This window comes from Pseudomonas sp. LJDD11, assembly GCF_024584215.1.
GTDB lineage: Bacteria > Pseudomonadota > Gammaproteobacteria > Pseudomonadales > Pseudomonadaceae > Aquipseudomonas.
This window is the reverse complement of record NZ_JANJFL010000007.1, coordinates 173,608-198,128: the sequence shown is the minus strand read 5'-3', so window position 1 is coordinate 198,128 and position 24,521 is coordinate 173,608. Positions and strand designations below refer to the sequence as shown.

The 24,521-nt window shown below is 62.2% G+C and carries 22 protein-coding genes and 1 pseudogene; 13 read left to right on the top strand and 10 right to left on the bottom strand.

From position 1 onward, the window contains the following. Nucleotides 1-136 precede the first annotated feature (136 nt). The 12 genes from kynB (at nt 137) to NRB16_RS11345 (ending at nt 12,589) form a co-directional block, all read left to right on the top strand. Complete coding sequence (kynB, locus tag NRB16_RS11400; RefSeq protein ID WP_253115120.1) at nt 137-778, top strand: arylformamidase; 642 nt, start codon at nt 137-139, stop codon at nt 776-778. Between the two features lie 4 nt (nt 779-782). Further along, the gene (gene kynU, locus NRB16_RS11395) at nt 783-2,033 is read left to right on the top strand and encodes a kynureninase (protein WP_257106185.1); all 1,251 of its coding nucleotides are present in this window, start codon (nt 783-785) and stop codon (nt 2,031-2,033) included. 10 nt (nt 2,034-2,043) lie between these two features. Next, complete coding sequence (gene kynA / locus NRB16_RS11390) at nt 2,044-2,898, top strand: tryptophan 2,3-dioxygenase (protein ID WP_253140720.1); 855 nt, start codon at nt 2,044-2,046, stop codon at nt 2,896-2,898. A gap of 245 nt (nt 2,899-3,143) precedes the next feature. Then, entirely contained in the window at nt 3,144-4,559 is a 1,416-nt protein-coding gene (locus tag NRB16_RS11385; protein WP_257106184.1) for an amino acid permease, read from the top strand. A gap of 52 nt (nt 4,560-4,611) precedes the next feature. Then, complete coding sequence (locus NRB16_RS11380; RefSeq protein WP_045481832.1) at nt 4,612-5,886, top strand: OprD family porin; 1,275 nt, start codon at nt 4,612-4,614, stop codon at nt 5,884-5,886. Between the two features lie 149 nt (nt 5,887-6,035). Further along, nucleotides 6,036-6,509 (top strand): antitoxin Xre/MbcA/ParS toxin-binding domain-containing protein, encoded by a 474-nt coding sequence (locus NRB16_RS11375; protein ID WP_045481829.1) that lies wholly within the window; start codon nt 6,036-6,038, stop codon nt 6,507-6,509. Beyond that, nucleotides 6,509-7,006, top strand: coding sequence for an RES family NAD+ phosphorylase (locus NRB16_RS11370; protein WP_253115124.1), 498 nt, complete (start codon nt 6,509-6,511; stop codon nt 7,004-7,006). The genes NRB16_RS11375 and NRB16_RS11370 overlap by 1 nt, the downstream gene beginning before the upstream one ends. 423 nt (nt 7,007-7,429) lie before the next feature. Continuing rightward, nucleotides 7,430-8,500, top strand: coding sequence for an LLM class flavin-dependent oxidoreductase (locus tag NRB16_RS11365; RefSeq protein WP_257106183.1), 1,071 nt, complete (start codon nt 7,430-7,432; stop codon nt 8,498-8,500). Nucleotides 8,501-8,605: 105 nt separating this feature from the next. Beyond that, nucleotides 8,606-9,580, top strand: coding sequence for an ABC transporter substrate-binding protein (locus tag NRB16_RS11360; RefSeq protein ID WP_253141155.1), 975 nt, complete (start codon nt 8,606-8,608; stop codon nt 9,578-9,580). Further along, the gene (locus tag NRB16_RS11355) at nt 9,577-10,044 is read left to right on the top strand and encodes a tripartite tricarboxylate transporter TctB family protein (RefSeq protein ID WP_253141156.1); all 468 of its coding nucleotides are present in this window, start codon (nt 9,577-9,579) and stop codon (nt 10,042-10,044) included. The genes NRB16_RS11360 and NRB16_RS11355 overlap by 4 nt, the downstream gene beginning before the upstream one ends. A 9-nt stretch (nt 10,045-10,053) precedes the next feature. Continuing rightward, the gene (locus tag NRB16_RS11350) at nt 10,054-11,556 is read left to right on the top strand and encodes a tripartite tricarboxylate transporter permease (RefSeq protein ID WP_045481814.1); all 1,503 of its coding nucleotides are present in this window, start codon (nt 10,054-10,056) and stop codon (nt 11,554-11,556) included. A gap of 40 nt (nt 11,557-11,596) precedes the next feature. Further along, entirely contained in the window at nt 11,597-12,589 is a 993-nt protein-coding gene (locus tag NRB16_RS11345) for a tripartite tricarboxylate transporter substrate binding protein (protein WP_253141157.1), read from the top strand. A gap of 19 nt (nt 12,590-12,608) precedes the next feature. Here NRB16_RS11345 and NRB16_RS11340 read toward each other — a convergent pair whose 3' ends face one another. Then, nucleotides 12,609-12,869, bottom strand: coding sequence for a hypothetical protein (locus NRB16_RS11340; RefSeq protein ID WP_045481810.1), 261 nt, complete (start codon nt 12,867-12,869; stop codon nt 12,609-12,611). 9 nt (nt 12,870-12,878) lie between these two features. After that, a pseudogene (locus tag NRB16_RS11335) lies at nt 12,879-12,977 on the bottom strand (RidA family protein); the annotation flags it as partial. 137 nt (nt 12,978-13,114) lie between these two features. Here NRB16_RS11335 and NRB16_RS11330 point away from each other — a divergent pair. After that, nucleotides 13,115-13,915: an ABC transporter substrate-binding protein gene (locus NRB16_RS11330; protein ID WP_257106182.1), complete on the top strand. Its 801-nt coding sequence runs from the start codon at nt 13,115-13,117 to the stop codon at nt 13,913-13,915. Between the two features lie 8 nt (nt 13,916-13,923). Here the strand turns inward: NRB16_RS11330 and NRB16_RS11325 are convergent, their stop codons facing one another. The 8 genes from NRB16_RS11325 to msrB all read right to left on the bottom strand — a co-directional run bounded on the left by NRB16_RS11325 (nt 13,924) and on the right by msrB (nt 24,364). Beyond that, the gene (locus NRB16_RS11325; protein ID WP_045481808.1) at nt 13,924-15,219 is read right to left on the bottom strand and encodes a nitrate/sulfonate/bicarbonate ABC transporter ATP-binding protein; all 1,296 of its coding nucleotides are present in this window, start codon (nt 15,217-15,219) and stop codon (nt 13,924-13,926) included. 11 nt (nt 15,220-15,230) lie between these two features. Further along, on the bottom strand, nt 15,231-16,955 hold the full coding sequence (locus tag NRB16_RS11320) for an ABC transporter permease subunit (protein WP_257106181.1): 1,725 nt from the start codon (nt 16,953-16,955) through the stop codon (nt 15,231-15,233). A gap of 299 nt (nt 16,956-17,254) precedes the next feature. After that, complete coding sequence (locus NRB16_RS11315) at nt 17,255-19,594, bottom strand: TonB-dependent siderophore receptor (protein ID WP_257106180.1); 2,340 nt, start codon at nt 19,592-19,594, stop codon at nt 17,255-17,257. A gap of 160 nt (nt 19,595-19,754) precedes the next feature. Continuing rightward, nucleotides 19,755-20,702 carry a FecR domain-containing protein gene (locus tag NRB16_RS11310; protein ID WP_257106179.1) on the bottom strand — a complete coding sequence of 316 codons (948 nt, stop codon included), beginning with the start codon at nt 20,700-20,702 and terminating at the stop codon, nt 19,755-19,757. Next, complete coding sequence (locus NRB16_RS11305; RefSeq protein ID WP_253141163.1) at nt 20,699-21,223, bottom strand: sigma-70 family RNA polymerase sigma factor; 525 nt, start codon at nt 21,221-21,223, stop codon at nt 20,699-20,701. Before NRB16_RS11305 ends, NRB16_RS11310 begins: the two co-directional genes overlap by 4 nt. A 175-nt stretch (nt 21,224-21,398) precedes the next feature. Further along, the gene (gene msrA / locus NRB16_RS11300; protein ID WP_257106178.1) at nt 21,399-22,091 is read right to left on the bottom strand and encodes a peptide-methionine (S)-S-oxide reductase MsrA; all 693 of its coding nucleotides are present in this window, start codon (nt 22,089-22,091) and stop codon (nt 21,399-21,401) included. A 10-nt stretch (nt 22,092-22,101) separates the two neighbouring features. Further along, entirely contained in the window at nt 22,102-23,841 is a 1,740-nt protein-coding gene (locus tag NRB16_RS11295; protein ID WP_257106177.1) for a cytochrome c biogenesis protein DipZ, read from the bottom strand. A gap of 10 nt (nt 23,842-23,851) precedes the next feature. Then, nucleotides 23,852-24,364 carry a peptide-methionine (R)-S-oxide reductase MsrB gene (gene msrB, locus NRB16_RS11290; RefSeq protein ID WP_253141166.1) on the bottom strand — a complete coding sequence of 171 codons (513 nt, stop codon included), beginning with the start codon at nt 24,362-24,364 and terminating at the stop codon, nt 23,852-23,854. Nucleotides 24,365-24,521: the final 157 nt, after the last annotated feature.

Genomic DNA, 24,521 nt, shown 5'->3' with positions numbered 1-24,521 from the left:
ATTGAAGAATCCTTCGATATTTGTTTAAAGATTCGAATAATCTGCGAATAAATGTCATTGGATCGAGCATTTGGCAAGATAATTCTGCTTCCCTGCGGATAAGATTCTTCAAAGGCTGCACGGGAGCAAAATAACAATGCAACAGCACAATGCCTGGTGGGACATCAGCCCGCCGTTGAACACCCAGACCCCCACCTGGCCGGGTGACACGCCGTTTCAGGAAGAGCGCGTCTGGGCCTATGGGCCACAGTGCCCGGTCAATGTCGGGCGCATTACGCTCTCGCCACACACCGGCGCGCACGTCGATGCGCCGCTGCATTACAGCCCCGATGGCCTGCCGATCGGTGAGGTCTCGCTGGACCTGTACATGGGGCCATGCCGGGTCATTCACTGCCTGGGCAGCGGCGCCCTGGTCGAACCCGGTGATATCGAACAGGCTCTGGCTGCGGTGCCTGAACGGGTGCTGCTGCGCACTTATCAGCAGGCACCGCTGAGCCACTGGGACAGTGCCTTCACGGCCGTCGCCCCGGCCACTATTGAATTGCTGGCGCGCCACGGGGTGCGCCTGATCGGCATCGACACGCCGTCTCTGGACCCGCAGGACTCCAAGACCCTGGACGCTCATCGCTGCGTGGAACGCTCACGCATGGCGATTCTGGAAGGCATCGTCCTGGATGAGGTGCCTGAAGGCGATTACGAGTTGATCGCCTTGCCCCTGCGCTTTTCCCATCTCGACGCCAGTCCTGTGCGTGCGGTACTGCGACCTTTGAAAGGATAAAACCATGTCACTTGAACAAGAACTCAGAGAACTGGACCAGGCCGATCCGCTGGCTGCGCTGCGCAATGAATTTGCCCTGCCGGACGGGGTGATCTACCTGGACGGCAACTCTCTCGGTGCACGGCCCAAAGCCGCACTGGCCCGCGCCACGCAGATGATCGAGCAGGAGTGGGGCGAAGGCCTGATCCGCAGCTGGAACACCGCGCAATGGAGCACCCTGTCGACCCGTCTGGGCGACAAGCTGGCCGGCCTGATCGGCGCCGGACCCGGTGAAGTGGTAATTACCGATACCACCACCGTCAACCTGTTCAAGATCCTCGCCGCCGGCTTGCGCATCCAGGCCGAGCGCGCGCCGCAGCGCAAGATCATTCTCTCGGAACTGCACAACTTCCCGGCCGACCTGTATGTCATCGAAGGCCTCGCTGACCTGCTGCAGCAAGGCTACGAGCTGCAACTGATCGACAAGCCCGAAGACTTGCCCACATTGCTCAATGACAAGGTCGCGCTGGTGCTGCTGACCCACGTCAACTACAAGAGCGGGCACATGTTCGACATGAGCGCGACCACCGAGCTGATTCATCGGCACGGTGCGCTGGCGCTCTGGGATCTGGCGCACTCGGCAGGTGCGGTGCCGGTTGATCTGACCGCTGCCAAGGCCGATTACGCGATCGGTTGCACCTACAAATACCTCAACGGCGGACCGGGTTCACCGGCCTTCGTCTGGGTCTCGCCAGATTTGTGCGACCTGACCTGGCAGCCGCTGTCTGGCTGGTGGGGGCATGCCCGCCAGTTCGCCATGGAGCCGCACTACCAACCGGCCTCCGGCATCACCCGTTACCTGTGCGGTACTCAGCCGCTGGTGTCGCTGGGTATGGTCGAGTGCGGCCTGGACCTCTTCGCCCGTACCGACATGCAGGCGCTGCGCCGCAAGTCGCTGGCCCTGACCGACCTGTTCATCCGGCTGGTGGAGGAGCGCTGCAAGGATCATCCGCTGACCCTGGTGACCCCGCGTGAGCATGCACAGCGCGGCAGCCATGTGAGCTTCGAACACCCTGAAGGCTACGCCGTGGTCCAGGCGCTGATTGCCAAGGGCGTGATCGGTGATTACCGCGAGCCGCGCATCATGCGCTTTGGTTTCACCCCGCTGTATACCTCGTTCCAGGACGTCGGGCTGGCCGTGCAGGCGCTGGTCGAAGTGCTCGATAACCAAGAGTGGCGTGCGCCACAATTTCAGACCCGTCACGCGGTGACCTGAGGAGATTTCCATGAGCCAATGTCCTTTCTCCCATGGCAATGCCGCCCAGCAATGGCATGACGCCAAGCTGGATTTCAGCAATGACATGACCTACGGCGACTACCTGGATCTCAAGCGTATTCTCAGCGCCCAGCATCCGTTGTCCAGCGACCACAACGAGCTGCTGTTCATCATTCAGCACCAGACCTCGGAGCTGTGGATGAAGCTGATGCTCCACGAGCTGCGTGCGGCTCGTGAACAGCTCAAGCAAGGGGATCTGCCGCCGGCGTTCAAGATGCTCGCCAGGGTTTCGCGGATCTTCGACCAGTTGGTGCATGCCTGGGCCGTACTGGCGACCATGACCCCCAGCGAATACGTGGCGTTTCGCCCGTCGCTGGGCCAGTCTTCGGGCTTTCAGTCGTTCCAGTACCGCGAGATCGAATTCATTCTGGGCAACAAAAGCGTGCCACTGCTGGAGCCTCATGCTCATCGCCCGGAGTTGCTGGCCGAATTGCAGAAAACCCTTGCCGAGCCGTCGCTGTATGACGAAGCCATTCGCCTGCTGGCCAAGGCTGGCCTGGACGTCGACGCGCAACGCCTGCAAGAGGTGGCGCCAACCCGCACGATCCATAACGAGTCGGTGGAAGCGGCGTGGAAGGTGGTCTATCAGCACCCGCACCAGTACTGGGACTTGTACCAGTTGGCCGAGAAGTTCATCGACCTGGAAGACTCCTTCCGTCAGTGGCGTTTCCGCCATGTGACCACCGTCGAGCGGATTATCGGTTTCAAGAAAGGCTCGGGCGGCACCGAGGGCGTGGGTTACCTGCGCAAGATGCTCGACACCGAACTGTTCCCGGAACTCTGGAGTTTGCGTTCCACCTTGTAACGAATCTGGCGCATCGACTGCGATGCGCCATGTTGTACTGCGTGTCATTAGAACAAAAAAACATCCAATAATAATAAGGTAAGCCATGAACCTCTCTGATCGTACTCGACGTACCGACTGCCCGTAATAAAACCAAAAAACGCACAGTTTATTGCTGCTCTTCCATGACCTGCATCCGTATGGCCTTGCGCGACGTTATTGCGTGCGCGGGCACGTGGCATGCCGGCCTTATCGAGGTTGCATACATGAGTATCGAAAACACGACCACCCTACAGCGTGGTCTAAGCAGTCGGCATATCCAGCTTATTGCCCTGGGCGGGGCGATTGGCACGGGCCTGTTTCTGGGCACCGCCGGGGTATTGAAAACCGCAGGTCCCTCAATGATTCTTGGCTACGCGATTGCCGGGTTCATTGCCTTTCTGATCATGCGCCAATTGGGTGAAATGGTGGTTCAAGAGCCGGTAGCCGGCTCGTTCGGCCATTTCGCCACCCGTTATTGGGGGCGCTTCGCCGGTTTTCTCTCCGGCTGGAACTACTGGATCATGTACGCCTTGGTGTGCATGGCCGAACTAACCGCCGTTGGTAAGTACGTGCAGTTCTGGTGGCCGGAAGTGCCGATCTGGGTCAGCGCTGCGCTGTTCTTCGTGCTGGTCAATGTGATTAACCTGAGTAGCGTCAAAGCCTTTGGCGAGACCGAATTCTGGTTCGCGATCGTCAAAGTCGCCGCCATTATCGGCATGATTGTGCTCGCCAGTTACCTGCTGGTCAGCGGCAATGGCGGGCCGCAGGCGTCGGTGAGCAATCTGTGGGAGCACGGCGGGTTCTTCCCCAATGGGTTCACCGGCATGCTGATGGCCATGGGCTTTATCCTGTTTGCTTTTGGCGGCATGGAAATGATCGGCATCACTGCGGCCGAGTCGGACAACCCGCGCCGGGTGATCCCCAAGGCGATCAACCAGGTGGTGTGGCGCATCATCATTTTCTATGTCGGTGCCCTGACCCTGCTGTTGGCGTTGTATCCGTGGGATCAGCTGCTGGTCAGCCTGTCGTCCAGCCAGGACGCTTACGGCGCCAGCCCGTTCGTGAAGATCTTTTCGCTGATTGGCAGCGATGTCGCGGCCCATGTGCTCAACTTCGTGATCCTCACCGCCGCGTTGTCGGTTTACAACGGCGGCGCCTACTGCATGAGCCGCATGCTGTTCGGCCTGGCCGAACAAGGCAACGCGCCGAAAGTCTTCCTGCGCGTCAACCGTCGCGGCATTCCTGTGGCGGCGGTACTGGCCTCTGCGGCGGTCACCGGCGTGTGCCTGTTGATTAACTACCTGGTGCCGGGCAATGCCTTCGAGTTGATGATGACGCTGGCGGTGGCGGCGCTGTTGATCAACTGGGTAATGATTACCCTGACCCACATGCGCTTTCGCCGGGCCATGCGGATTAAAGGTGAAGCCCTGCATTTCCGGGCGCTGTGGTTTCCGTTCGGCAACATCCTCTGCCTGGCCTTCATGGCGATGATCCTGGTGGTCTTGCTGATGATTCCTGGCATCCGTATTTCGGTGTTCATGATCCCGGTGTGGGTCGTGCTGTTGTGGGTCGCCTTCAAATTCGCAAAGCCGCCAATGAGCGAACTTCAAAGCCCGGCTTTTACCTCTCAGAAGCCATGACTGGCAAGTAACCAAGTCAGGTTGTAATCCTGTTTTTCATGGAGTGAGTGATATGTACGTTCGTCTGTTTATGGCGGCTGCGGGTGTTTTAGGCGCGGCTCCGGTATGGGCCGCAGCACAATCAGCGTCAGCCGGTTTTGTCGAAGATGCTCATCTGAATGTATTGATGCGCAATGCTTATATCAGCCGCGATTACAAACACGGCGCGCAGGATAAAGCCGAATGGGGCCAGGGCTTCATCGGCAAGTTCAGTTCCGGATTTACCCAGGGCACGGTGGGTGTGGGTGTGGATGCCTTTGCCATGTATGCCGTGCGTCTGGATGGTGGCAAGGGCCGCAGCGGTGCGCCGGGGATCGAGTTCTTCAAGCGGGGTGACTCGGGCGCGGCTGCCGACGACCTGGCCCGCGCCGGCGGTGCGATCAAACTGCGGGTGTCCAACACCGTGCTCAAATACGGCGACATGATGCCGACCCTGCCAGTGCTCAATCACGACGACTCACGTCTGCTGCCGGAGAGTTTTACCGGTTCGATGCTGGTCTCCAATGAAATCGAAGGCCTGGAGCTCACTGCGGCGCAGTTTCATGCCGAGGCTCGCAAAGGCGCGCAAGGCCGTGACAGTGGTGACATGACGTCGATCCGCTTGTGGGGCGCGCGTTATCAGTTCACGCCACAACTGAGTGCGTCATTTTATGCTTCCGATGTCGAGGACCGCATCGCCAAGCAATACCTGGGCGCGACCTACAGCTTGCCGTTGCACAGCGATCAGTCGCTGACCTTCGACTTCAATGGCTATCGTTCCACGCTCGATCGCGAGTTTGCCAACAGCCTGGCCACCGGCCGCGATAACAAGATCTGGAGCCTGGCGGCAACCTATGCCTTTGGTCCGCATTCGGTAACCATCGCCCACCAGCGCAGCTCCGGCGACACCGGTTATCAATATGGCTGGTACGGCAGCGGCGGTGGGGTAGGCGACGGTGGCTCGACGGTGTTTCTGGCCAACTCCTACTGGTCGGACTTCAATGCTGAAGACGAGCGCTCCTGGCAACTGGGCTACGGACTGGATTTCGCCGCTCTGGGCGTGCCCGGCCTGACCTGGCGCGTGGCTTATGTGCGTGGCGACAACATACGCACCGGCCAGGGCGAAGGGCGTGAGCATGAGATCTTCAATCAGTTCCAGTACGTGGTGCAGAACGGCGCGGCCAAGGATCTGAAAGTGCGCCTGCGCACCTCCTGGCTGCGCACCTCCAATAACATGCGCCCGGCCGGCTACATGGATGACGGCAACGAGGTGCGTGCGTTCATCGAATACCCGCTCAATATCTTCTGAGCCTTGCGGCCAGGCCCTGCCAGTTCTGGCAGGTGCCCGGCCGAGGCGGATGCTCTGGTTTCGTACTGGACGACCTGTCATCAGGTGGATTGGATTTTCTGTGTCATATGGCGTTATATTTTTGCCATATGGCAAGAGGAGTGACCGTCATGATTTCAGAAAATCGCGCCACCTATTGTGTGCCCCACGATCCGGCAAGGCCGCTGTTGTTGTTGTTCGGCGACAACCTCAAGCCGCCGATCAACGACGCTTTCGAGCTGCATTCGCTGATGGAAAAGGGCTTTCCGTCAGAGCGGGTCATCGCCTTCGTACAATCGTGCAGCGAGTTTCGTGATCATCAGGTGTTCTCACGCATCATTGGTCTGTCTGACCGCACTCTGCAGCGGCGAATCAAGAATCCTGAACCTTTGACGGCTGAACAGACCAACGGCGCCTGGCGGTTAGCCAGTGTGCTGAGCCGCGCCGAAGAGGTGCTGGGTGAGCGCAAGCGCGCGTTGAACTGGATGACCACGCCGGCCATGGGGCTGGAGGGCAGGGTGCCGCTGGAGCTGCTGACCACCCAGATGGGCTTTGAGCTGGTTGAAGACTTCCTCACCCGCATGGATTACGGGGTGTACTCCTGATGCTGGTGGCGCCAGGCAGCCGTGAGCTGTACCTGTGGCGTCTTGATCAGGCCAGGCATGCCAGCAGTTGGGCTTCGGGGATCGGTGCCGAAATGGCCGGTGGGCGCTGGAACTCCAGGGGCATCAAAACGGTGTATTGCAGTGCCGACCCGGCCACTGCAATTCTTGAAGTCGCGGTGCACAAGGGCTTTCAGACGCTCGACACAATGGCGCATGTGCTGACCTGCGCCCGGGTGCTGGAGCCTGAGCGGGTGCATCGGGTCTTGCCCCATGAGGTGCCCAACCCCAACTGGCTGGTTCCCGGTTCGCCCGGTCGCGGTCAGCAGCAGTACGGCGACCGTCTGCTGGCGCAGCACCCCTTGATCCTCATCCCCTCGGCGGTATCACGTTACAGCTGGAACGTGCTGATCAACCCGCTGACCGCCGACGGCCTGTTCGAAGAGCTCAGTCAGGAACGCTTTGCCCTGGATACGCGGCTCAACCCGCCAGTCAACTAGCCGGCTGCGGCTGCATCTATAACCCCAGGCTGCTCCTGATCAAGCCATACGCCTGAGCAATGATCGGATTCACGCCGTATACCCGGTGGGAGAGGCCGGCGCTTCGGTTGCCGACGAAGATTGCTGCACAGGCGCAGCAGATGCTGTGACTTTACCGGCCTCTTCACGACCAAGGTCGTTCCCACCCCGATTCTGTCTTGAAATACGGTGGGCACGACCTTGGTCGTGAAGAGGTTGCCTTCATGCAACACACACCTGTGAAGGGTTGTCTTATATCAAAATTATTTTGCATCTTTTTCATATTAGGATATGACAAAAATGCATTTCACAAGGGGCAAGGTTCTCGATAGCTTATGCGAAAAGGTTTTTAGCGGGATTAAATTTATAACCGCTAAATCAAGGTTCGCTATCAAGGAGACCCCTATGAGCGTTCAATTCATCGGCATGCTCGGCCATCGCCTGACTTCCGAGACCCTGGCACCGACGGGGCCGATCTTCGATAAACACGTGATCACCGACTTCGCCCGTGCCCACGAAGAGGCCGGTTTCGACCGGATTCTGGTCGGCTACTGGTCCGATCAGCCTGACGGTTTTCTGGTCACTGCGCTGGCCGGCCAGGTCACTTCGAAGATCAAATTCCTGTTGGCTCACCGTCCCGGTTTCGTTGCGCCGACGCTGGCCGCCCGCAAGCTCGCCACGCTGGATCATCTGCTTGATGGTCGTCTGGCCGTGCATATCATCAGCGGTGGCAGCGATGCCGAGCAGCGCAAGGATGGCGACTATCAGGATCACGACCAGCGCTATGCGCGCAGCGACGAGTTTCTGGAGGTGGTACGCCGGGTCTGGACCGAAGAGCAGCCCTTCGATCATCAGGGCACGTTCTATCAGGCCGAGGCCGCCTTCTCGGCCATCAAGCCGCTGCAGAAACCGCACTTGCCGGTGTACTTCGGTGGTTCGTCACAGGCCGCCCTGCAAGTGGCCGGCAAGCACGCCGATGTCTTCGCGTTGTGGGGCGAGTCGCTGGAGCAGACCCGTGAGACCATCGAGCAGGTGCGTGCCGAGGCCGCCCGCAATGGCCGTGAGGTGCAGTTCAGTGTGTCGTTCAGGCCGATCATCGCGGCTACCGAAGACGCCGCCTGGGCCAAGGCCGACCAGATTCTCACTGCCGCCCGCCAGCGCATCGAACAGGCAGGCCAGGTGATCGCCAACAAACCGCAGAGTGTGGGTGCCCAGCGCCTGCTTGATACCGTGGCCAAAGGTGAGCGCGTGGATGAGCGGCTGTGGACCGGTATCGCCAGGCTGGTGGGTGGCGGGCATAACTCCACCGCACTGGTCGGCACTCCCGAACAAGTGGCCGATGCGCTGCTGGCTTATTACGAGCTGGGCGTGACCACCTTTCTGATTCGCGGCTTCGACCCCATCGAAGACGCCAAAGACTATGGTCGTGAGTTGATCCCGTTGACCCGCGCCAAAATCGCTGCCCGTCAGGGCTGAGCCCTCCTCATTCTGAATCGACTCAGGCTGTCACGAGACCGCACGTGCGGATCGGGCTCCTCACCTTGCTGGCCGTTGCCTGTGCAACCGGTCCTGGAGACTACCGTGCGTAAACCCCTGAAACTGGCCGTCGGCCTGCTGGCTGCGGCCCTGAGTTTGAGCGCCTCGGCGTTGACCTTGAACGTCGGTGACCAGAGTTACAACGCCCAGGCGGTGATGGAAGCCGCCAACGTTCTCGACGATTTGCCTTACACCTTGGAATGGAAGCAGTTCACTGCCGGTTCGCCAGTGGCCGAAGCGCTCAACGTCGGCAGCCTGGACATCGGCTTGCTGGGTGACGCACCGCCTTTGTTTCTCGGGGCACTGGGCGCGCCGATCAAGGTGATTGCCGTCAGCCGGCAGAACCTTGACGGGGTGGCGATTCTGGTCCGCAAGGACTCGCCCATCAAGACTCTGGGCGACCTGCGCGGCAAGCGGGCCGCGATCTGGAAAGGTTCCTGGAGCCAGCAGTTGTTGCTCACGGCGCTGGACAAGGCCGGTGTCCCGCGTGATGCGCTGGAGCTGCGCTACCTCAGCGCACTGGATGCCTCCCATGCCCTGGACGGCGGCTCGGTGGACGTGATTGCCACCTGGGAGCCCTATGTCACCCAGCAAGAGCGCCAGGGTGCTCGGGTACTGGCCACGGCCAAGGACCTGATCCCGGCACAAAGCTTCGTGGTGGCCAACGACAAGGCCATCGCCGAGAAGCGCGCGGCCATCGAAGATTTTCTGCAGCGCCTGAAAAAGGCCCGTGACTGGGCTCAGCGCGATCAGGCCCACAGTGAGCAGTATGCCGACAGTTGGGCGAAGCGTACCCGCGCCGACGCTGACATCGCACGGGTCTGGTTTGTCCGGGCCAAAACCGATCTTGGGCCGCTCAACGAGCAGGTGATTGCCGGTGCGCAGCAGACCATCGAGTTTTTCAGCGGGCTGGGCCTGATCAAGTCCTATCCGGCCGCCAGCCTGTTCGACCTGTCGTTCTCGGCGGCACTGCAACCGGGCGTCGCGGCTGCGACCGCCAGTGCCAGGACCACGCCATGAAACGCTGGCCGGCGCGGGTCAGCGATGCCCGTGACGTGTGCGCCGGGCTGTTGTTTCTCGGCTTCGGCGGCGTCGCCCTGAGCCTGGCCGGGGACTACAGCGTGGGTACGACAATGCGCATGGGCGCCGGCTACTTTCCGTTGCTGATTGGCACTGTGCTCAGTGCGCTGGGGGTGTTGATCCTGTTGCGCGGGCTGGCGTTTTCCAGTGAGCAGGTCGGCCTGGGCGGGCTGTTCAGCGTGCGTGCGGGGTTATCGATCATCGGCAGTGTGGTGGCTTTCGCGCTGTTGCTGCCCAGTCTGGGGCTGGCCCTGGCGACGTTGGTCATGACCCTGCTCAGCGGGCTGGCGCGGCGCAAACCCAGTTTCAAGGAACTGACCGTGCTGGGCAGTGTGCTGGGCGGCTTCAGTGCCCTGGTGTTCACGTGGGCACTGGGCCTGAATCTGCCTGTACTGCCGGTCTGAGGAAGCCCCATGGAACTGCTCGCCCACCTGAGTCTCGGCCTGGACGCAGCCTTTACCGTCAACAATTTGCTCTACTGCCTGCTGGGCGTAACCCTCGGCACCCTGATTGGCGTGTTGCCAGGGCTGGGGCCGGTGGCGACCATCGCCATGCTGTTGCCGATCACTTATGGCCTGACACCTTCGGCGGCGTTGATCATGCTCTCGGGCATCTACTACGGCGCGCAATACGGCGGTTCGACCACCGCGATTCTGGTCAACTTGCCGGGCGAGTCGTCCTCGGTGGTGACCTGCATCGACGGTCATGCCATGGCGCGCAAGGGCCGGGCAGGGGCGGCGCTGGCCATCGCGGCGATCGGCTCGTTCATTGCCGGCAGCCTGGCGATCCTGCTGCTGGCCGCCGCGGCGGCACCGCTGGCGGAGTTCGCGCTCAAATTCGGCCCGGCCGATTACTTCTCGCTGATGCTGCTGGGCCTGGTGGCGGCCATCGTGCTGGCCCAGGGCGACGTGCTGCGGGCACTGGCAATGACCGTGCTCGGTCTGTTGCTGGGCATGGTGGGCACTGACGTCAACTCCGGGGCCGAGCGCTTCACCTTCGGCCTGCCGCAACTGAGTGACGGCATCAGCTTTGTGGTGATCTCCATGGGCATCTTCGGCATCGCCGAAATCATCGCCAACCTGGAGCGTGACCACAGCGGCAAAAGCCAGATCGCCCCGGTCGGACGCCTGTTGCCCAGCCGCGATGACTACCGCCGCGCCTGGAAGCCGATTCTGCGCGGCACCGGGCTGGGTTCGCTGTTGGGCGTACTGCCGGGTGGCGGGGCGATGCTCGGCTCGTTTGCCTCGTACATGCTCGAAAAACGCCTGGCCAAGGACCCTGCGCGCTTCGGCCAGGGCGCCATCGAAGGTGTCGCGGGTCCGGAGTCGGCCAACAACGCCGGGGCGCAGACCTCATTCATCCCGATGCTGGTCATGGGCTTGCCGTCCAACGCGGTGATGGCGCTGATGGCCGGCGCGATGATGATCCACGGCATCGTGCCCGGGCCGCAGGTGCTCGACGAGCGCCCGGAGTTGTTCTGGGGGCTGATCGTCAGCATGTGGATCGGCAATTTGCTGTTGCTGGTGCTCAACCTGCCGCTGGTAGGTATCTGGGTGAAGCTGCTGTCGGTGCCTTACCGCCTGCTGTACCCGGCGATTCTGTTGTTCTGTTGCATTGGCGTGTACAGCGTCAACAACAGCCTGTTCGATGTGCTGCTCACCGTCGGCTTCGGCCTGCTTGGCTACCTGTTCATCAAGCTGCGCTGCGAACCGGCACCGCTGCTGCTGGGCTACATCCTCGGGCCGATGATGGAAGAGAACCTGCGCCGCGCCATGTTGCTGTCGCGCGGCGATCCGCTGGTGTTCGTGCAGCGCCCGCTGAGCCTGAGCCTGCTGATTGTGACCCTGTTGATTGTGACCTTGCTGCTGTTGCCGCGTTTTCGCGCCACCCGCCAAGTGGCGTTCAACGAAGACTGACCCTGCGCTTTTTGCCCAACACTGAAAAACGAGATGTCCAATGAACAAGACCCGTACCTTCACTGCCGCCCTGGCCGGCCTGACCCTGGGTGTGCTGAGCAGCCTGGTGCATGCCGATACTGCTGTTGAACAGAACTGGCCCAGCCGTCCGTTGACCTTGATCGTACCGTTCCCGCCGGGCGGCGCGGCAGACACCGTCGGCCGTTACTACGCCGAACAATTGTCCACCTCACTGGGCCAGCCAGTGGTGGTCGAAAACAAACCCGGTGCCGGCACTGCCATTGCTGCCGAGTATGTGGCCAAGGCCAAACCTGATGGCTACACCTTGTCGCTGGCCACCGCCGGCCAGTTGACCATTCTGCCCAACCTGCAGAATGACCTGCGCTACGACTATCAGAAGGATTTCACCCCGGTGGCCGTAGTCGCCTCGGTGCCCAACGTGGTGGCGGTGAATGCCAGCAGCAAGATCAACAACCTGCAAGAGCTGATCAGCAACGCCAAGGCCCGCCCCGGCGCATTGAGTTATTCCTCCTGCGGCAACGGCACGCTGTGCCACCTGTCCGGAGAACTGCTGAAAAACCAGGCGCAGATCGACCTGCTGCATGTGCCCTACAAAGGCAGTGCTCCGGCGGTCACCGGGTTGCTGGGCGGGGAAGTGGACATCGCGGTCGACACCCTGACCGTGCTGGCGCCGCAGATCAAGGCCGGCAAACTCAAGGGTCTGGTGCTCAGCAGTGCCGAGCGTTCGCCGCTGCTGCCGGGCGTGCCCGGTGCCGTCGAGGCCGGCTTGCCAGGTTTCGTGGCTTCCGGCTGGTTCGGCGTGGTGCTGCCCAAGGACGCCCCGGCACCGATCGTCGAGCGCCTGAGCAAGGCCATCGAAGTGATCGCCAATACCCCGGCAACCGCCGAGCGTTTCACGCAGAACGGCATCAGCCTTGAAAAAAGCACCCCGGCCGGCTTTGCCAAGGTGATTGCCGATGACCATCAGCGCTGGGGCGAGGTGATTCGTGCGGCGAAGGTGAAAATCGAGTAAGGCAACCTGCTGGCTGCATTCAGGGCGCCTTTGGCAACGCCCTGATGTCCTCTGGCAATTGGGCCTCGATCAACCCGGCCTGCTCCTGCGCGTAGGTGATCTCACCTTCGGTCCAGTTGTCCCATTGCATTTCAATCACCGGCTCACCGCGGTGCAACGTTGCCCATGAGTGATCCAGCCCGCCACCCCTGATCAACGTCCAGCCATCGGCGGCCAGTTGATCGCGCAAGGCGATCCACCGGGCGCGCGGTACATCGCTGATCCTGATCAAGTGCGCCATGGCGAGGACCTACTGCGCAATCGCCAGCAGATCGACCTTCACCGCCGCATTTTTTGGCAGCTGGTACACCCCCACGGTGGTGCGCACATGCGCGCCTGCATCGCTCAGCGCCTGCAAGCCGGCTTCGTAACGCTGCTGTCCGATCATGGGCGGTAGTGCTCCTTTATTGGGCAGGGCAATGCGCTATCAGGTATTTGCAACTATGCTTGCCATGTCAGCTTGTCGTCCACTCTCAGGTTACCCTGATGCACTTCTCGACCAATTCCCTGCGCTACACAGGCTTGCGAGCCTTGAAGCGGTTTTGCGCAGCCTTGACGGTCGGCGTGCTCTGCCCATGGCAGACCCTGCTCGCGGCCCCGGCGGATATCTACCTGCTTGAGGCGCCGCCGCTGACCATGTCTGGCCCGGTTGGCCACAGCGGCATTCTGGGCGACGTCTCGCAGAAGGCCGCCGCTCTGGCAGGCTATGAGCTGAACGTTCGATCCATGCCCTGGAACCGCGCGCAGCGTACGGTCCAGATGGGCGAGAACCTGCTGATCATCCCGCTGTCGCGCATCCCGTCGCGGGAAAACAGCTACACCTGGATCGTGCCGATCATGACCATGCAACGGGCGTTCTTCAGCCTCGATAAACGGGTGGAGAATTTCGACGAGGCCCGCCGCAGCTACCGGCGCATCGCTGTGGGGCTGGGCAGTGCCCAAGAGCAGATGCTGCGCGAACAAGGCTTCGCCGATGAGCAGATCTACCCGTTGAAAATCGGCGAGAACCCGGCGCAGATGCTCTTGCTGGGCCGGGTCGATGCCTGGTTCAACGGGGTGCCGGAAACCCGCTACATCTGGCGCGACGTGTCCAGCCGGCCATTGCTGATGAGCCCGCCGATGATGCCGACCGACCTGTACCTGGCCTGCTCGAAAAGCTGTGCCGAGCCGATGGTCCAGCGGCTGAAAAAGGCCGTCGAACGCTTGCGCGACGACGGCAGTATTGAGCGCATCATCGATAGCTACCTGCACGACTTGCCGGGTCCGCAAGCCAGCCGCCTGCCGTGACCGCCGTATCAGGAGGTCAGGGTGAAGCAGTGGTTATGGAAGCTGTACTCGAACAGCTCGCTGTAGCGGCCCCATTCGATGGCAACGTTCAAGACCCGCTCGGCCTGTTCTTCATCCATCCACTCTGCCAGCCTGCCAAGCACCACGGTTCTGGCCAGGCTGGCACCCGGTTCAAGATGCAGACGGTCCAGAATGAAATTCACCAGTGCAATGCGTCCCCGGCATTGACGGGCGAACAGATCCTGACGGCGTGCCTGGCGTGTGGTCAAGTATTGCCGCCCATGGCGGTCCAGGCGTAGATGACCATGGTCGATATGCGCCAGGCCCAGCAACGCCAAGGCTTCGCAGACCGGCAGCAATTCCTCGTCGGGCAGCCCGGTTTCGGCGGCCAGGGCCGGCAGGCTGGCAGTGCCGTTGAACGGCTCGGCAGCCAGGCGCTCCAGCACGCTTTCGAGCCGTGCGACATCAGCCTCAGGCAGCCTGTAGCTCAATGGCGCCGCCAACGGTGCGCTGCTGTCCGCTGTGTGAATCGCCGCTGACGGTTGAGTCATCAGCGCATAAACCTGCGCCACCAGGGCGCGCACCTGTGGCGAGTCGGCGTTGCGCGGGCGGGGCAGGTCGATGTGCAACTCAGAGCGCACCCGACCGGGGTCGCTGTCGAAGACCACAATACGGTCGGCCATCATTACGGTCTCTTCGATGTTGTGCGACACCACCAGCATGCAGCGTGTAGCCATGCGCCGTTCTTGCCAGAGTTCGAGTATGTCGTCGCGCAAGCTCTGCCCGGTCAGCACGTCCAGCGCCGAGAATGCCTCGTCCATCAGCAGCACCTGCGGATTGGTCACCAGTGCACGAGCAATGCCTACCCGCTGGCGCATGCCGCCAGACAGTTCGCGCGGCAGGGCACCGCTGAAACCGGCCAAGCCAATCATTTCCAGCGCGGCGCTGGCCAGCCGTTCGCGCTCGGCCGGCTTGACGCCCTGAGCTTCCAGGCCCAGTTCGACGTTCTGTTGCACGCTCAGCCAGGGAAACAGCGCGAACGACTGAAACACCATCGCGATGCCGTTGACCGGGCCGTAGATGGGGTGGCCCTGATAGTGAACCTGGCCCTGGTCGGCCTTTACCAGCCCGGCAATCACCCGTAGCAGGGTGGATTTGCCTGAGCCGGAGCGGCCCAGCAGGGCGACGATCTCACCGTCATGCAATGCCAGGTCCACGCCCTGGAGCACTGTGCGCGACGTGCCGTCGGCGGCCTTGAAGCCTTTGTTGACTGCTTTGAGTTCGATCAATGCCTTGGCTTTCATCACAGCCTCCTTCAACGACGGGTTGCGGCGCGCAGTAACAGCCGGCGCCAGACGAGACGGTTGAACACCATGACGTAGAGGCACATCACCCCGATGCCCAGGGCGATGCGATGAAAATCTCCGGCATCGGTCATTTGTTTGATGTAGCTGCCCAGCCCCTGGGCTTGCAGGGTGATGTCGCCCCAGGTCACGTATTCGGCCACGATACTGGCGTTCCACGAGCCGCCGCTGGCGGTCATCGCACCGGTCAGAAAGCTGGGGAACACCGCCGGCAGATACAGGCGTTTGCATTTCAGCCAGCCTGTCAGGCCCATGTTCTCGGCGGCCAGGCGCAGTTCATTGGGGATGCCGTTCGCTCCGGCCACCACGTTGAACAGGATGTACCACTGGGTGCCAAACACCATCAGCGGGCTGAGCCAGATATTCGGGTTCAGGTCCAGCCTGACCAGCAGAACGACCACCAGCGCAAATAGAAGGTTGACCGGGAATGCGGCCAGGAACTGCGCCAGTGCCTGGACCTTTTGCGAGTAGCGCGGGCGCAAGCCGATCCAGATCGACAGCGGTACCCAGACCAGCGAGGCGAGAATGATCAGCACGATGACCCGGGTGAGGGTCAGCAGCCCCAGCCAGAGCACGTGCAATACCTCGGCCCAGCCAACGGCCTGATGGATAAACAGGGTGAGGCCCCCCAGTGCGCCCAGGCTGATCAGGGCCAGCACAGCCTTGCCCACCTGTGACCACAGGCGTGGCACTGACAGGCGCCGACGCGGTGGCACCGAACCGCCGTGGCGAAATGCAACCCCGCGGGTCCCGGGGTGCAGGGCCGCGGCCGGGGGCAGGCGGGCGGCTCGCAGCCAGTGGCTGCGCCGGCCCCACTCCAGCAGCCAGGAGCGCTGGGCGGTTTCGCCAGCGGTTTCTTCGAAACGAAATCGATCAGCCCAAGCCAGTAGCGGACGGAAGAACAACTGATCGTAAATGACGATGCCCAGCAGCATCGCGGCGATGGCCCAACCGATCGCCTGCTGATTGCTTTGTTCGATGGCTACGGCAATGTATGAGCCAATGCCCGGCAGCTTGATGTCCTGCCCGGCGACGGAGATGGCTTCGGCCGCCACCAGAAAGAACCAGCCACCGGACATCGACATCATCATGTTCCACAGCAGCCCAGGCATGGCGAATGGCAGTTCAAGCCGCCAGAAGCGCTGCCAGGGTGAGAGCCGGAAAACGCGTGCGGCTTCTTCCAGCTCACCGGGGATGTTGCGCAGCGACTGATAAAGACTCAGCGCCATGTTCCAGGCCTGGGAGGTGAAGATGGCAAAGATCGCCGCGCACTCCACACCCAGCAGGTTGCCGGGAAACAGGGCTATGAAAGGTGCGATAGCGATGGCCTGAAACCCCAAGATCGGCACTGACTGCAGTACATCCAGCAACGGGATCATGATCTTTTCTGCTGCACGATAGCGGGCGGCAAGCGCGGCGAAGGCAAAGGCGAACAGCAGCGAAATCCCCAGCGCGATGAACATACGCAGCATCGTGCGCAGCAGGTAATAGGGCAGCTCGGTCGGGTCCAGTGATACCGGTGTGGCTTCACCGACTACAAACGGTCGACTCATCTGCATGGCGCCCCAGGCGAGCAGAACAATCAGCGCCAGGACCAATGGCAGCATAAGCCAGTCCCAACGATTGGGTGCAACGTGACCCAGGCGCAAGGCCTGTTGGCGAATGGAAAATGGCATTCGACTTACCTCGGCCCGGCCGCGCCGGCAGGCAAGTCGCGTACGAGGCTCAGCCCGGCATGCGGCTCAACCGACCGGCCCGTTGCGGGCACTGTCGTGTGTCTGTGTTGATCGCGCGCCCGGCCTTTCGCAAAAGGGCCGGGGCGCGACTACCGGGATAACTGTCCATGGCTCTCGTCAAAGTAGTTACAGGATGTTTCGGTAAGGCCTGCGCTTTATACGCCGCTCTGGCAGGCCGTTCCATGAACTGGCGCTGAACGTGAAGGGGGTTTCACCGTCAGCGCCGCCAACCGTGACGCTCAGTACTTCCAGCTCACCGAAGCCATGACATTGCGCGGCGCGCCATAGTTGGTGGACCCGGCGGTCTGGTACAGCGACAACAAGTACTTCTGATCGAACAGGTTGTTGAGGTTCAGCGACGTGCTCCAGTGTTCGCCGAAGTCGTAGCTGGCCATCAGGTCGACCAAGGTGTAGGCGTCCTGGCTTACGCGGCTGTTGGAATCGGCCTCGGTTGCGCTCTGCCATTGCACGCGGCTGCCGACTTTGGCTTGTGGCAGGTTCGGCAGACGCCAGGTCAGGCTGGCGCGCAGGGTGTGGTTGGGTACGTAGCGGCGCGCCTTGTCGCCATTGTTGTCTTCGATGCGCACCCAGGTGTAGCCGCCAGCCAGCTCCAGGCCGGGCAGTGCTTCGCCGTGGGCTTCGAGTTCCACGCCATGGCTCTTGAAGTCCACGCCCCGATAGGCGTACTGGCCGCCGATGATTTCGCCGGTGGTCTCGGCGACGTTCTGCTGGTCGGTCTTGAACACTGCGCCAGTCAGGCTCAGGCGGTCGTCGAACAGGCTGCCTTTGATGCCCAGCTCAGTGCTTTTGCCTTCAAGCGGCTCGATCACGCCGCCTGCGGTGCTGCGCAGGTACTGCGGCTTGAAGATTTCGGTCCAGCTGGCGTACAGGCTCCACTGCGCAGTCAGGTCGTAGACCACCCCGGTGTAAGGTGTGACCTTGCCATGCACCCGGGTGTCGTGCGGCGAGCCGTAGCCCATGCCGTCACCGTCGGCGCTGAGCATTCGTGCACCGGCAATCCAGTGCAGGTCATCGCTCAGGCTGAAGCGTGCCCCGGCATACACACTCTTTTGTCGGTCGGTGAACAGCTGGGTGTTGAGGCTATCGGTATAGGTGAACGGCGGCTTCACCACGCGGCCGGCCAGAGCGTCGGTCAAACTGGCCATGATGTAGCCCGAGGCGTCCTGGTAGTGTCCGGTTTCGTCGTGACGGCTGCGGCCGTAGTTGGCGCCCAGGGTCAGTTCGTGCTCGCGGCCGAACAGATTGAACGGCCCGGCCAGTTGCAGTTCGCCGGTCAGCTGATGCTCGGTACTGGTGGTGCGGTTGATGTAGGCGAACACGTCAGTGGCGGTGGCGGGGATGGCATAGAGCATCTGGGTGTCCTGATGCTGGTTCACCCCGGTGACAGTGAGGGTACTTTTCCAGCCCCCGTCGAACTCATGGACCCACTCGGCGAAGGCGCGCTGGGTGTGGATGTTCCAGTAGCTCCAGGGCTGGCCGATGCTTGAGCTGCGGCTGCTGTAGTGAATGCGGTTGCCGGCGTAGTCGGCAATCGGCAGTGCGCCCCAGGTGCTGCCATTGGAATTGCTCTTCTGGTCCGAGTAACCCACGGTCAGGGTATCGGCCGCCGACAGGTCGAAGGCCAGCAGTCCGGCGGCCAGGTTGATCTCATGGCTGTAGCGGTCCAGATAAGAGTTGCCCTTGTCGTGGGCATAGATAAAGCGCCCGCGCACCTTGCCGTTTTCACTGAGCGGGCCGCTGACATCGAAGTCCAGGCGGCGGTTGTCCCACGAACCGACACTGCTGTTGATCTGCGCCTGGAAGGTTTCGCTCGGCCGTTTGCGCACCGCATTGACCGTGGCAGACGGGTTACCCGCGCCGCTCATCAGGCCGTTGGCGCCGTGCAACACGTCGATCTGCTCGAACTCGGCCAGGTCCTGGTCACCGAGTAATACACCGGACGAGAAGGGCATGCCCATGCCGTCGTACTCGAAGTTGTCGATGATAAAGCCGCGCGAGGTGAATGCCGTACGATCGGTCTCAAATTGCTCCACGGTGACGGTCGGCGCACTGCGCAGCGCATCCTTGACGCTGGTCAGCTTGAAGTCATCGATCTGCTGGCGGGTCACGGTACTGATCGCCTGCGGTGTTTCGCGGTTGCTCAGGCCCAGCCGCGTGGTGCTGGCCGCCGGGGTGCGGCGGGCGATCACTTCATCGGCTGTGGCGCCCTGGCGGTTGGCATCGATCACCGTCGCATCCAGGGTCAGGCCGTCACGGTTGAGCGGCTGCACACTCAGTGCTCCGCTGGCAGTTACCAGCAAGGCCAGCCCGCTGCCCTGCAAGCTCTGGCGGACCGCCTCCTGGCTGCTGAACTGGCCACGCAGTGCCCGCGCCTGACGACCTTCGACATCGGCAGGCACGAACAGCACCTGACGACCACTGACCTGGCCGATGCTGATCAGCGTTCTGGCCAACGGCCCGGCCTCGATATTGAAGTCGTACAGCGCGTCACTGGCGAAGCTGCTGGCACTGGCCAGGCAACCGCTGAGTACCAGCGGGAAGAGGGTATTCAAATGCATGAAAGAGACTCGGCAAAGGACGGTGCGGGACGCGCAAAACGCGTGACTGCCTGGTATGTGACGCGAGCCTGGAAAATTTTCAGGGGTGATGTGAAAAAACTTTTCGCTTGCAGGGCTGCACCCTGTGGGAGGCAAGCTCTGCTGGCGACAGCCTCAACCGCTACGCCCGGTCGATCCGCGTCCACAACCCCAGATAACTGTCGATGCGCAGTGGCAGCACATCCTTGAGCGCCGCCAGCGCACTATGGCTGTCATCCAGGGTAAATACCCCGGAAATTCTTAGTCCGGCAGCGCCATCAGACACCTGCAACAGCCCATGGTGATAAGGCTTGAGGTGTTCGATCACCTCGCCCAGCGACTGGTTATGCACCTCCAGCAAACCGCTGATCCAGCTGCGCTGATGGGTGTGCTGCGGCGTAATCGGCTGCCAGCGCTGACCGTCGAAGGCCAGGCCCTGGCCTGTACTCAGGTGCTGACGTTGCTGCGGCGTGCGCCATTCCAGCTCGCCGCTCATGGCCCATACCTGGGCCTGATTGCCCTGCCGCGACAGCAGGCAACTGCCGCCGTCCAGCCACGCTTCACCCCAAGGGCAGGCGAGTACGAACGGTCGGGCTGGCGCCGCCTCCTTGCTGACCTCAGCCAGCACCGCGCCGCGCAGCAACTGCACACGCCGCTGGCTGGCATTGAAGTTCAGGTCCACCGCGCTTTCGGCATTGAGCAGCAGGGTCGAGCCGTCGTCGAGATGGAACGTGCGACGTTCGGCAGTGCCGGTGCGCAGGTCACTGCCCCAGCGCTCGTGCAGCGGCCCGCCGCGCCAGCTCAGCAGATGCGCAGCCACTGCCAGACCGCCAAGCCCCAGCGCGCCGCGCAGCAAGCGTCGCCGCGAGTGACCGCTAGCACGCAAGGCCCGCGCCGTGCCAGGCTGTTGCGCCAGCGGTGTCAGGGTGCGATTGAGTTGCTGCTGCAAGCTCTGCCAGGCCTGCTGATGACTGGCATCGGCGTCCAGCCAGCTTTGCCACTGACGTTGCGCGGCCTCATCGAAACTGCCCGATGCCCGCCTTGCGTACCATTCAATTGCCTGGCTGACCGCCGGCGGCAACCCGCTCACGGCGCCGCCCGATAACAGGCGGTCAGCCCCTGAACCATGTACTGATGCACGCGGGTGACCGACACACCCAATTCAGCGGCGATCTGCGCATAGGTCAGGCCGTCGAGCTGGCTATAGAGAAAGGCTGCCCGCGCTTTGGACGACAACCCGTCGAGCAACCGGTCGACCTCCAGCAGCGCCTCCATCACCAGCCAGTGTTCCTGCGGCGATGGCGCGAGTGGTTCTGGCTGTTCGGCCAGGGCCTGCAGATACGCCTGCTCGATATCGTTGCGCCGCCAGCGGGCGAAGATCAGCCGCTTGCCGATGGTGCTCAACAGCGCCCGTGGCTCGCGGATGCTCTGCGGGTCGGGCATCTCCACCACCTGAGCGAAGGTCTCGGCGGCCAGATCGGCAGCGTCTTCGCGGCAGCGCAGACGCACGCGCAACCGGTCGAGCAACCAGCTGTGATGGTCGCCGAACAGGCGATGGAGGACTTGCTGACGGGTATCGGCGGGAGGAGCAATCACGGCGGAGATGACCATAGCGAATGACAACTATTCGCAATGGTGGCGATGTTGTAGCGATATTGCAAGGTGAAGCTTGTCTCACCCGGCGCGCAGGAGCGGATTTATCCGCGAAGCCCTTTGTCGCCAGATGAGCCTCCCGCAGAGGTATGAAGTGTGCCCCTGTGGGAGGGAACTGCTCACGCCGGATACCTCAGGGCACCTTCACCAACACCGGCTGCTGCATATACAACTCACCAAACAACTGCTTGAGGTTCATCACCTTGGGCAGGTCGTTGACCACGATGTAGCCGTTGTTCGGGTGGTTGGTCAGGTAGTTCTGGTGGTAGTCCTCTGCCGGGTAAAAAGCAGCCGGCGGTTCCAGGCGGGTGACGATGGGTTTTGGGTAGACATGGGCGGCGTCGAGCTGCTTGATGTAGTCCTGGGCCACGGCCTTTTGTTCGTCGTTCTGCACAAAGATTGCCGAGCGGTACTGGGTGCCCCGGTCTGGGCCCTGGCGGTCGAGCTGGGTCGGGTTGTGGGCCACGGAGAAGAACACCTGAAGCAGCTTGCCGTAGCTGATTTGCTGCGGGTCGTAGCTGATCTGCACCGCTTCGGCATGCCCGGTGTCGCCGCTGCCGACTTGCTCATAGTGCGCGGTATTGGCGCTGCCGCCGGCATAGCCGGACACCGCCTGGGTCACGCCGTGCAGGTGCTGGAACACCCCCTGCACACCCCAGAAACAGCCGCCGGCAAACACCGCAGTGGCTGTCGAAGCCGTACTGCTCAGGTCATGGGCCGGTGCGGGAATCACTACGGCATCTTCCGCGGCCATTGAGCAGGCGCTGATCTGGATAAAGGCCAGGCCGGCGAGGGCTTGTAAGGTAAAGCGTTTGATCATTCGCATGGTGGTGGTCTCAGCCGAAGGTGAAGGCGTAGGCATGCACGCCGGGGTCGAGGAACTCGATATCGAAGCTGTGTTCGGCGGCGTCGCCGGGCACGCGCAATAACTGGTAGAGGCGCTGTTCGTTCACCGTGCCGTTACCATCGGCATCGATGTCCACTCCGTGGGCCTCGCCCGGAGTTTTGCCGTCGATGCTGACCTTGAAGCGCACCGGCTTGCCGTCGGCAGACGGGCCGAGCACCAGATGCAGGTCGCGGGCCTTGAAGCGGTAGGCGATATGCCCGCCGGCCTGGGCCAACACGGCTTCTTGTTCGTTGATTTGCCATGCGCCGCTCAGGCCCCAGTCGTTGAGCTTGAGGCTGCCTGGCAGGTTGTAGCTGGCCACACGGTCTTGGCGGGCGCCACCGGGCGAGACAAAGTGTTGGGCGCGGTCGTAGCCCAGGTAGGTTTCCGGCGAGCGAATGCCCTGGGTGGCGGCTTGTTGAGCACCGCTGGCAGCGACCTTGACCATGCCGCTGGCAACGTCGTGCTGCCCGGCTTCGCGCAGCAACTGCTGGATGACCCGCTCGGACTCGTCGTAACGGCCCTCGCCAAAGTGGTGGTAACGGATCTTGCCCTGGCCATCGATGAAGTAATGCGCCGGCCAGTATTGATTGTTGAAGCCTTTCCAGATGGCGAAGTCGTTGTCGATGGCCACCGGGTAGGTGATGCCAAGGTCACGGCTGGCTTTTTTGACGTTGTCGATGTCACGCTCGAAGGCGAACTCCGGCGCATGCACGCCAATCACCACCAGACCCTGGTCGCGGTATTTCTCGGCCCAGGCTTTGACGTAGGGCAGGCTGCGCAGGCAGTTGATGCACGAGTAGGTCCAGAAATCGACCAGCACCACTTTGCCTTTCAGTGCTTCGGCGCTCAGCGGCGGTGAGTTGAGCCACTGCACCGCGCCGTCAAGGGCGGGCAGGTTACCTTCCACCGGCAGTTCGCCGCTGTGGCTGTCGGTGGCGCGCATCATCATTGCGCCGTCGTCTTGCTGGCCGGTCAAGCGATCTACCAGATGTTGTTCCAGCCCAGCCGTGGTCGCGGTCGACAAACGGGTCAGCAGGCCGGTGTCGAGCCCCGAAGCAATGGCCGCCACCCCGACCAGCATGACTGCGCCAAGCCCACGGCGCAGCCATTCACCGGCACCCAGGCCGCGCTTGATGGCCTCGAACAGCTTGCCGCCCACCAGCAGGGCCAGGCCCAGCGAGGTGGCGGCACCGGCGGCGTAGGCCAGCAACAGCAAGCTGCTGCCGATGTTGGCGCCTTGCAGCGCGGCGCCGGTGAGTACCAGGCCCAGAATGGGACCAGCGCAGGGCGCCCACAGCAGGCCGGTGGCGATGCCGATCAGCAATGAGGTGCCAGCGCGTGGCTGCTGGTCGTGACCTGCAGCTGCGTTAAGACGATTGCCTGCTGCCACCAGTGGCCGGGTCAGGCGTTCTGCCAGTTGCGGCAGCAGCAGGGTCAGGGCGAACAGGGTGATGAACGCCAGCGCCAGCCAGCGACCATATTGGTTCAGACGCACCACCCAGGCCCCGCCGACCGCCGCCAGGGTAGCGACCAGAGCGAAGGTCAGGGCCATGCCGGCCAGCAATGGCAGGCCATTGCGCAGCAACGGCCGCCCGCCACGGGCAAACACAAAGGGCAGCACTGGCAGGATGCACGGGCTGAGGATGGTCAGCAGGCCGCCCAGGTAGGCGAGTGTCAGCAATAGCATGGGGTTGTCCTCAAGCCGGCGTGAAAGTCATGGCGGCGCCATTGATGCAATAACGCAGACCGGTGGGGCGCGGGCCGTCATCGAACACATGACCCAGGTGGCCGCCGCAGCGCCGGCAATGCACTGAAATGCGCAACATGCCGTAGCTGCGGTCGGTGTGTTGCCCCACGGCGTTGTCCAGCGGTTGCCAGAAACTCGGCCAGCCGGTGTGACTGTCAAACTTGGTGGCGGACGAAAACAGCGGTAACTGGCAACCGGCACAGGCAAAAGTGCCTGCGCGGTGCTCGTTATTGAGCGGGCTGCTGTAAGAGCGTTCGGTGCCTTGCTGACGCAGGATGCGGTATTGCTCGGCGGTCAGCCGTTGGCGCCACTCAGCGTCGCTATGGCTGACCTCGAAGCTGCCGATGTCGTCATCTGCGACATTCAGAACCTGACTGTCGGCCAGCCGTGGCAGCACGGCAAAGGCGGTGGCGGCGACCCCGAATGAGCCGGCGCTGAGCAGTAGTTTTCGTCTTGAGAGCATGGTGGTCTCCTGTGCGCTACGGCCAATTTTTTGATGGACTCAGGCTACGCCCCGGCGCTTCGCCAAATCCTCACGCAGAGTTAAACAATTCGTGATAACTGCACGGGCGGCGCTGTGTGAGAATGACCAGCGAATCGATACCGGAGGGGCTAGCGCA

Bases quoted from the DNA above. Each gene is read 5' to 3' on its own strand.
- NRB16_RS11340 (WP_045481810.1), bottom strand. From the start codon at position 12,869: ATGGCGCACTTGATCAGGATCAGCGATGTACCGCGCGCCCGGTGGATC.
- NRB16_RS11320 (WP_257106181.1), bottom strand. From the start codon at position 16,955: ATGCCATTTTCCATTCGCCAACAGGCCTTGCGCCTGGGTCACGTTGCA.
- msrA (WP_257106178.1), bottom strand. From the start codon at position 22,091: ATGCGAATGATCAAACGCTTTACCTTACAAGCCCTCGCCGGCCTGGCC.
- NRB16_RS11325 (WP_045481808.1), bottom strand. From the start codon at position 15,219: ATGAAAGCCAAGGCATTGATCGAACTCAAAGCAGTCAACAAAGGCTTC.
- NRB16_RS11375 (WP_045481829.1), top strand. From the start codon at position 6,036: ATGATTTCAGAAAATCGCGCCACCTATTGTGTGCCCCACGATCCGGCA.
- kynB (WP_253115120.1), top strand. From the start codon at position 137: ATGCAACAGCACAATGCCTGGTGGGACATCAGCCCGCCGTTGAACACC.
- NRB16_RS11305 (WP_253141163.1), bottom strand. From the start codon at position 21,223: ATGGTCATCTCCGCCGTGATTGCTCCTCCCGCCGATACCCGTCAGCAA.
- NRB16_RS11380 (WP_045481832.1), top strand. From the start codon at position 4,612: ATGTACGTTCGTCTGTTTATGGCGGCTGCGGGTGTTTTAGGCGCGGCT.
- NRB16_RS11315 (WP_257106180.1), bottom strand. From the start codon at position 19,594: ATGCATTTGAATACCCTCTTCCCGCTGGTACTCAGCGGTTGCCTGGCC.
- NRB16_RS11355 (WP_253141156.1), top strand. From the start codon at position 9,577: ATGAAACGCTGGCCGGCGCGGGTCAGCGATGCCCGTGACGTGTGCGCC.
- NRB16_RS11385 (WP_257106184.1), top strand. From the start codon at position 3,144: ATGAGTATCGAAAACACGACCACCCTACAGCGTGGTCTAAGCAGTCGG.
- kynU (WP_257106185.1), top strand. From the start codon at position 783: ATGTCACTTGAACAAGAACTCAGAGAACTGGACCAGGCCGATCCGCTG.
- msrB (WP_253141166.1), bottom strand. From the start codon at position 24,364: ATGCTCTCAAGACGAAAACTACTGCTCAGCGCCGGCTCATTCGGGGTC.
- NRB16_RS11330 (WP_257106182.1), top strand. From the start codon at position 13,115: ATGCACTTCTCGACCAATTCCCTGCGCTACACAGGCTTGCGAGCCTTG.
- NRB16_RS11350 (WP_045481814.1), top strand. From the start codon at position 10,054: ATGGAACTGCTCGCCCACCTGAGTCTCGGCCTGGACGCAGCCTTTACC.
- NRB16_RS11345 (WP_253141157.1), top strand. From the start codon at position 11,597: ATGAACAAGACCCGTACCTTCACTGCCGCCCTGGCCGGCCTGACCCTG.
- NRB16_RS11370 (WP_253115124.1), top strand. From the start codon at position 6,509: ATGCTGGTGGCGCCAGGCAGCCGTGAGCTGTACCTGTGGCGTCTTGAT.
- NRB16_RS11295 (WP_257106177.1), bottom strand. From the start codon at position 23,841: ATGCTATTGCTGACACTCGCCTACCTGGGCGGCCTGCTGACCATCCTC.
- NRB16_RS11365 (WP_257106183.1), top strand. From the start codon at position 7,430: ATGAGCGTTCAATTCATCGGCATGCTCGGCCATCGCCTGACTTCCGAG.
- kynA (WP_253140720.1), top strand. From the start codon at position 2,044: ATGAGCCAATGTCCTTTCTCCCATGGCAATGCCGCCCAGCAATGGCAT.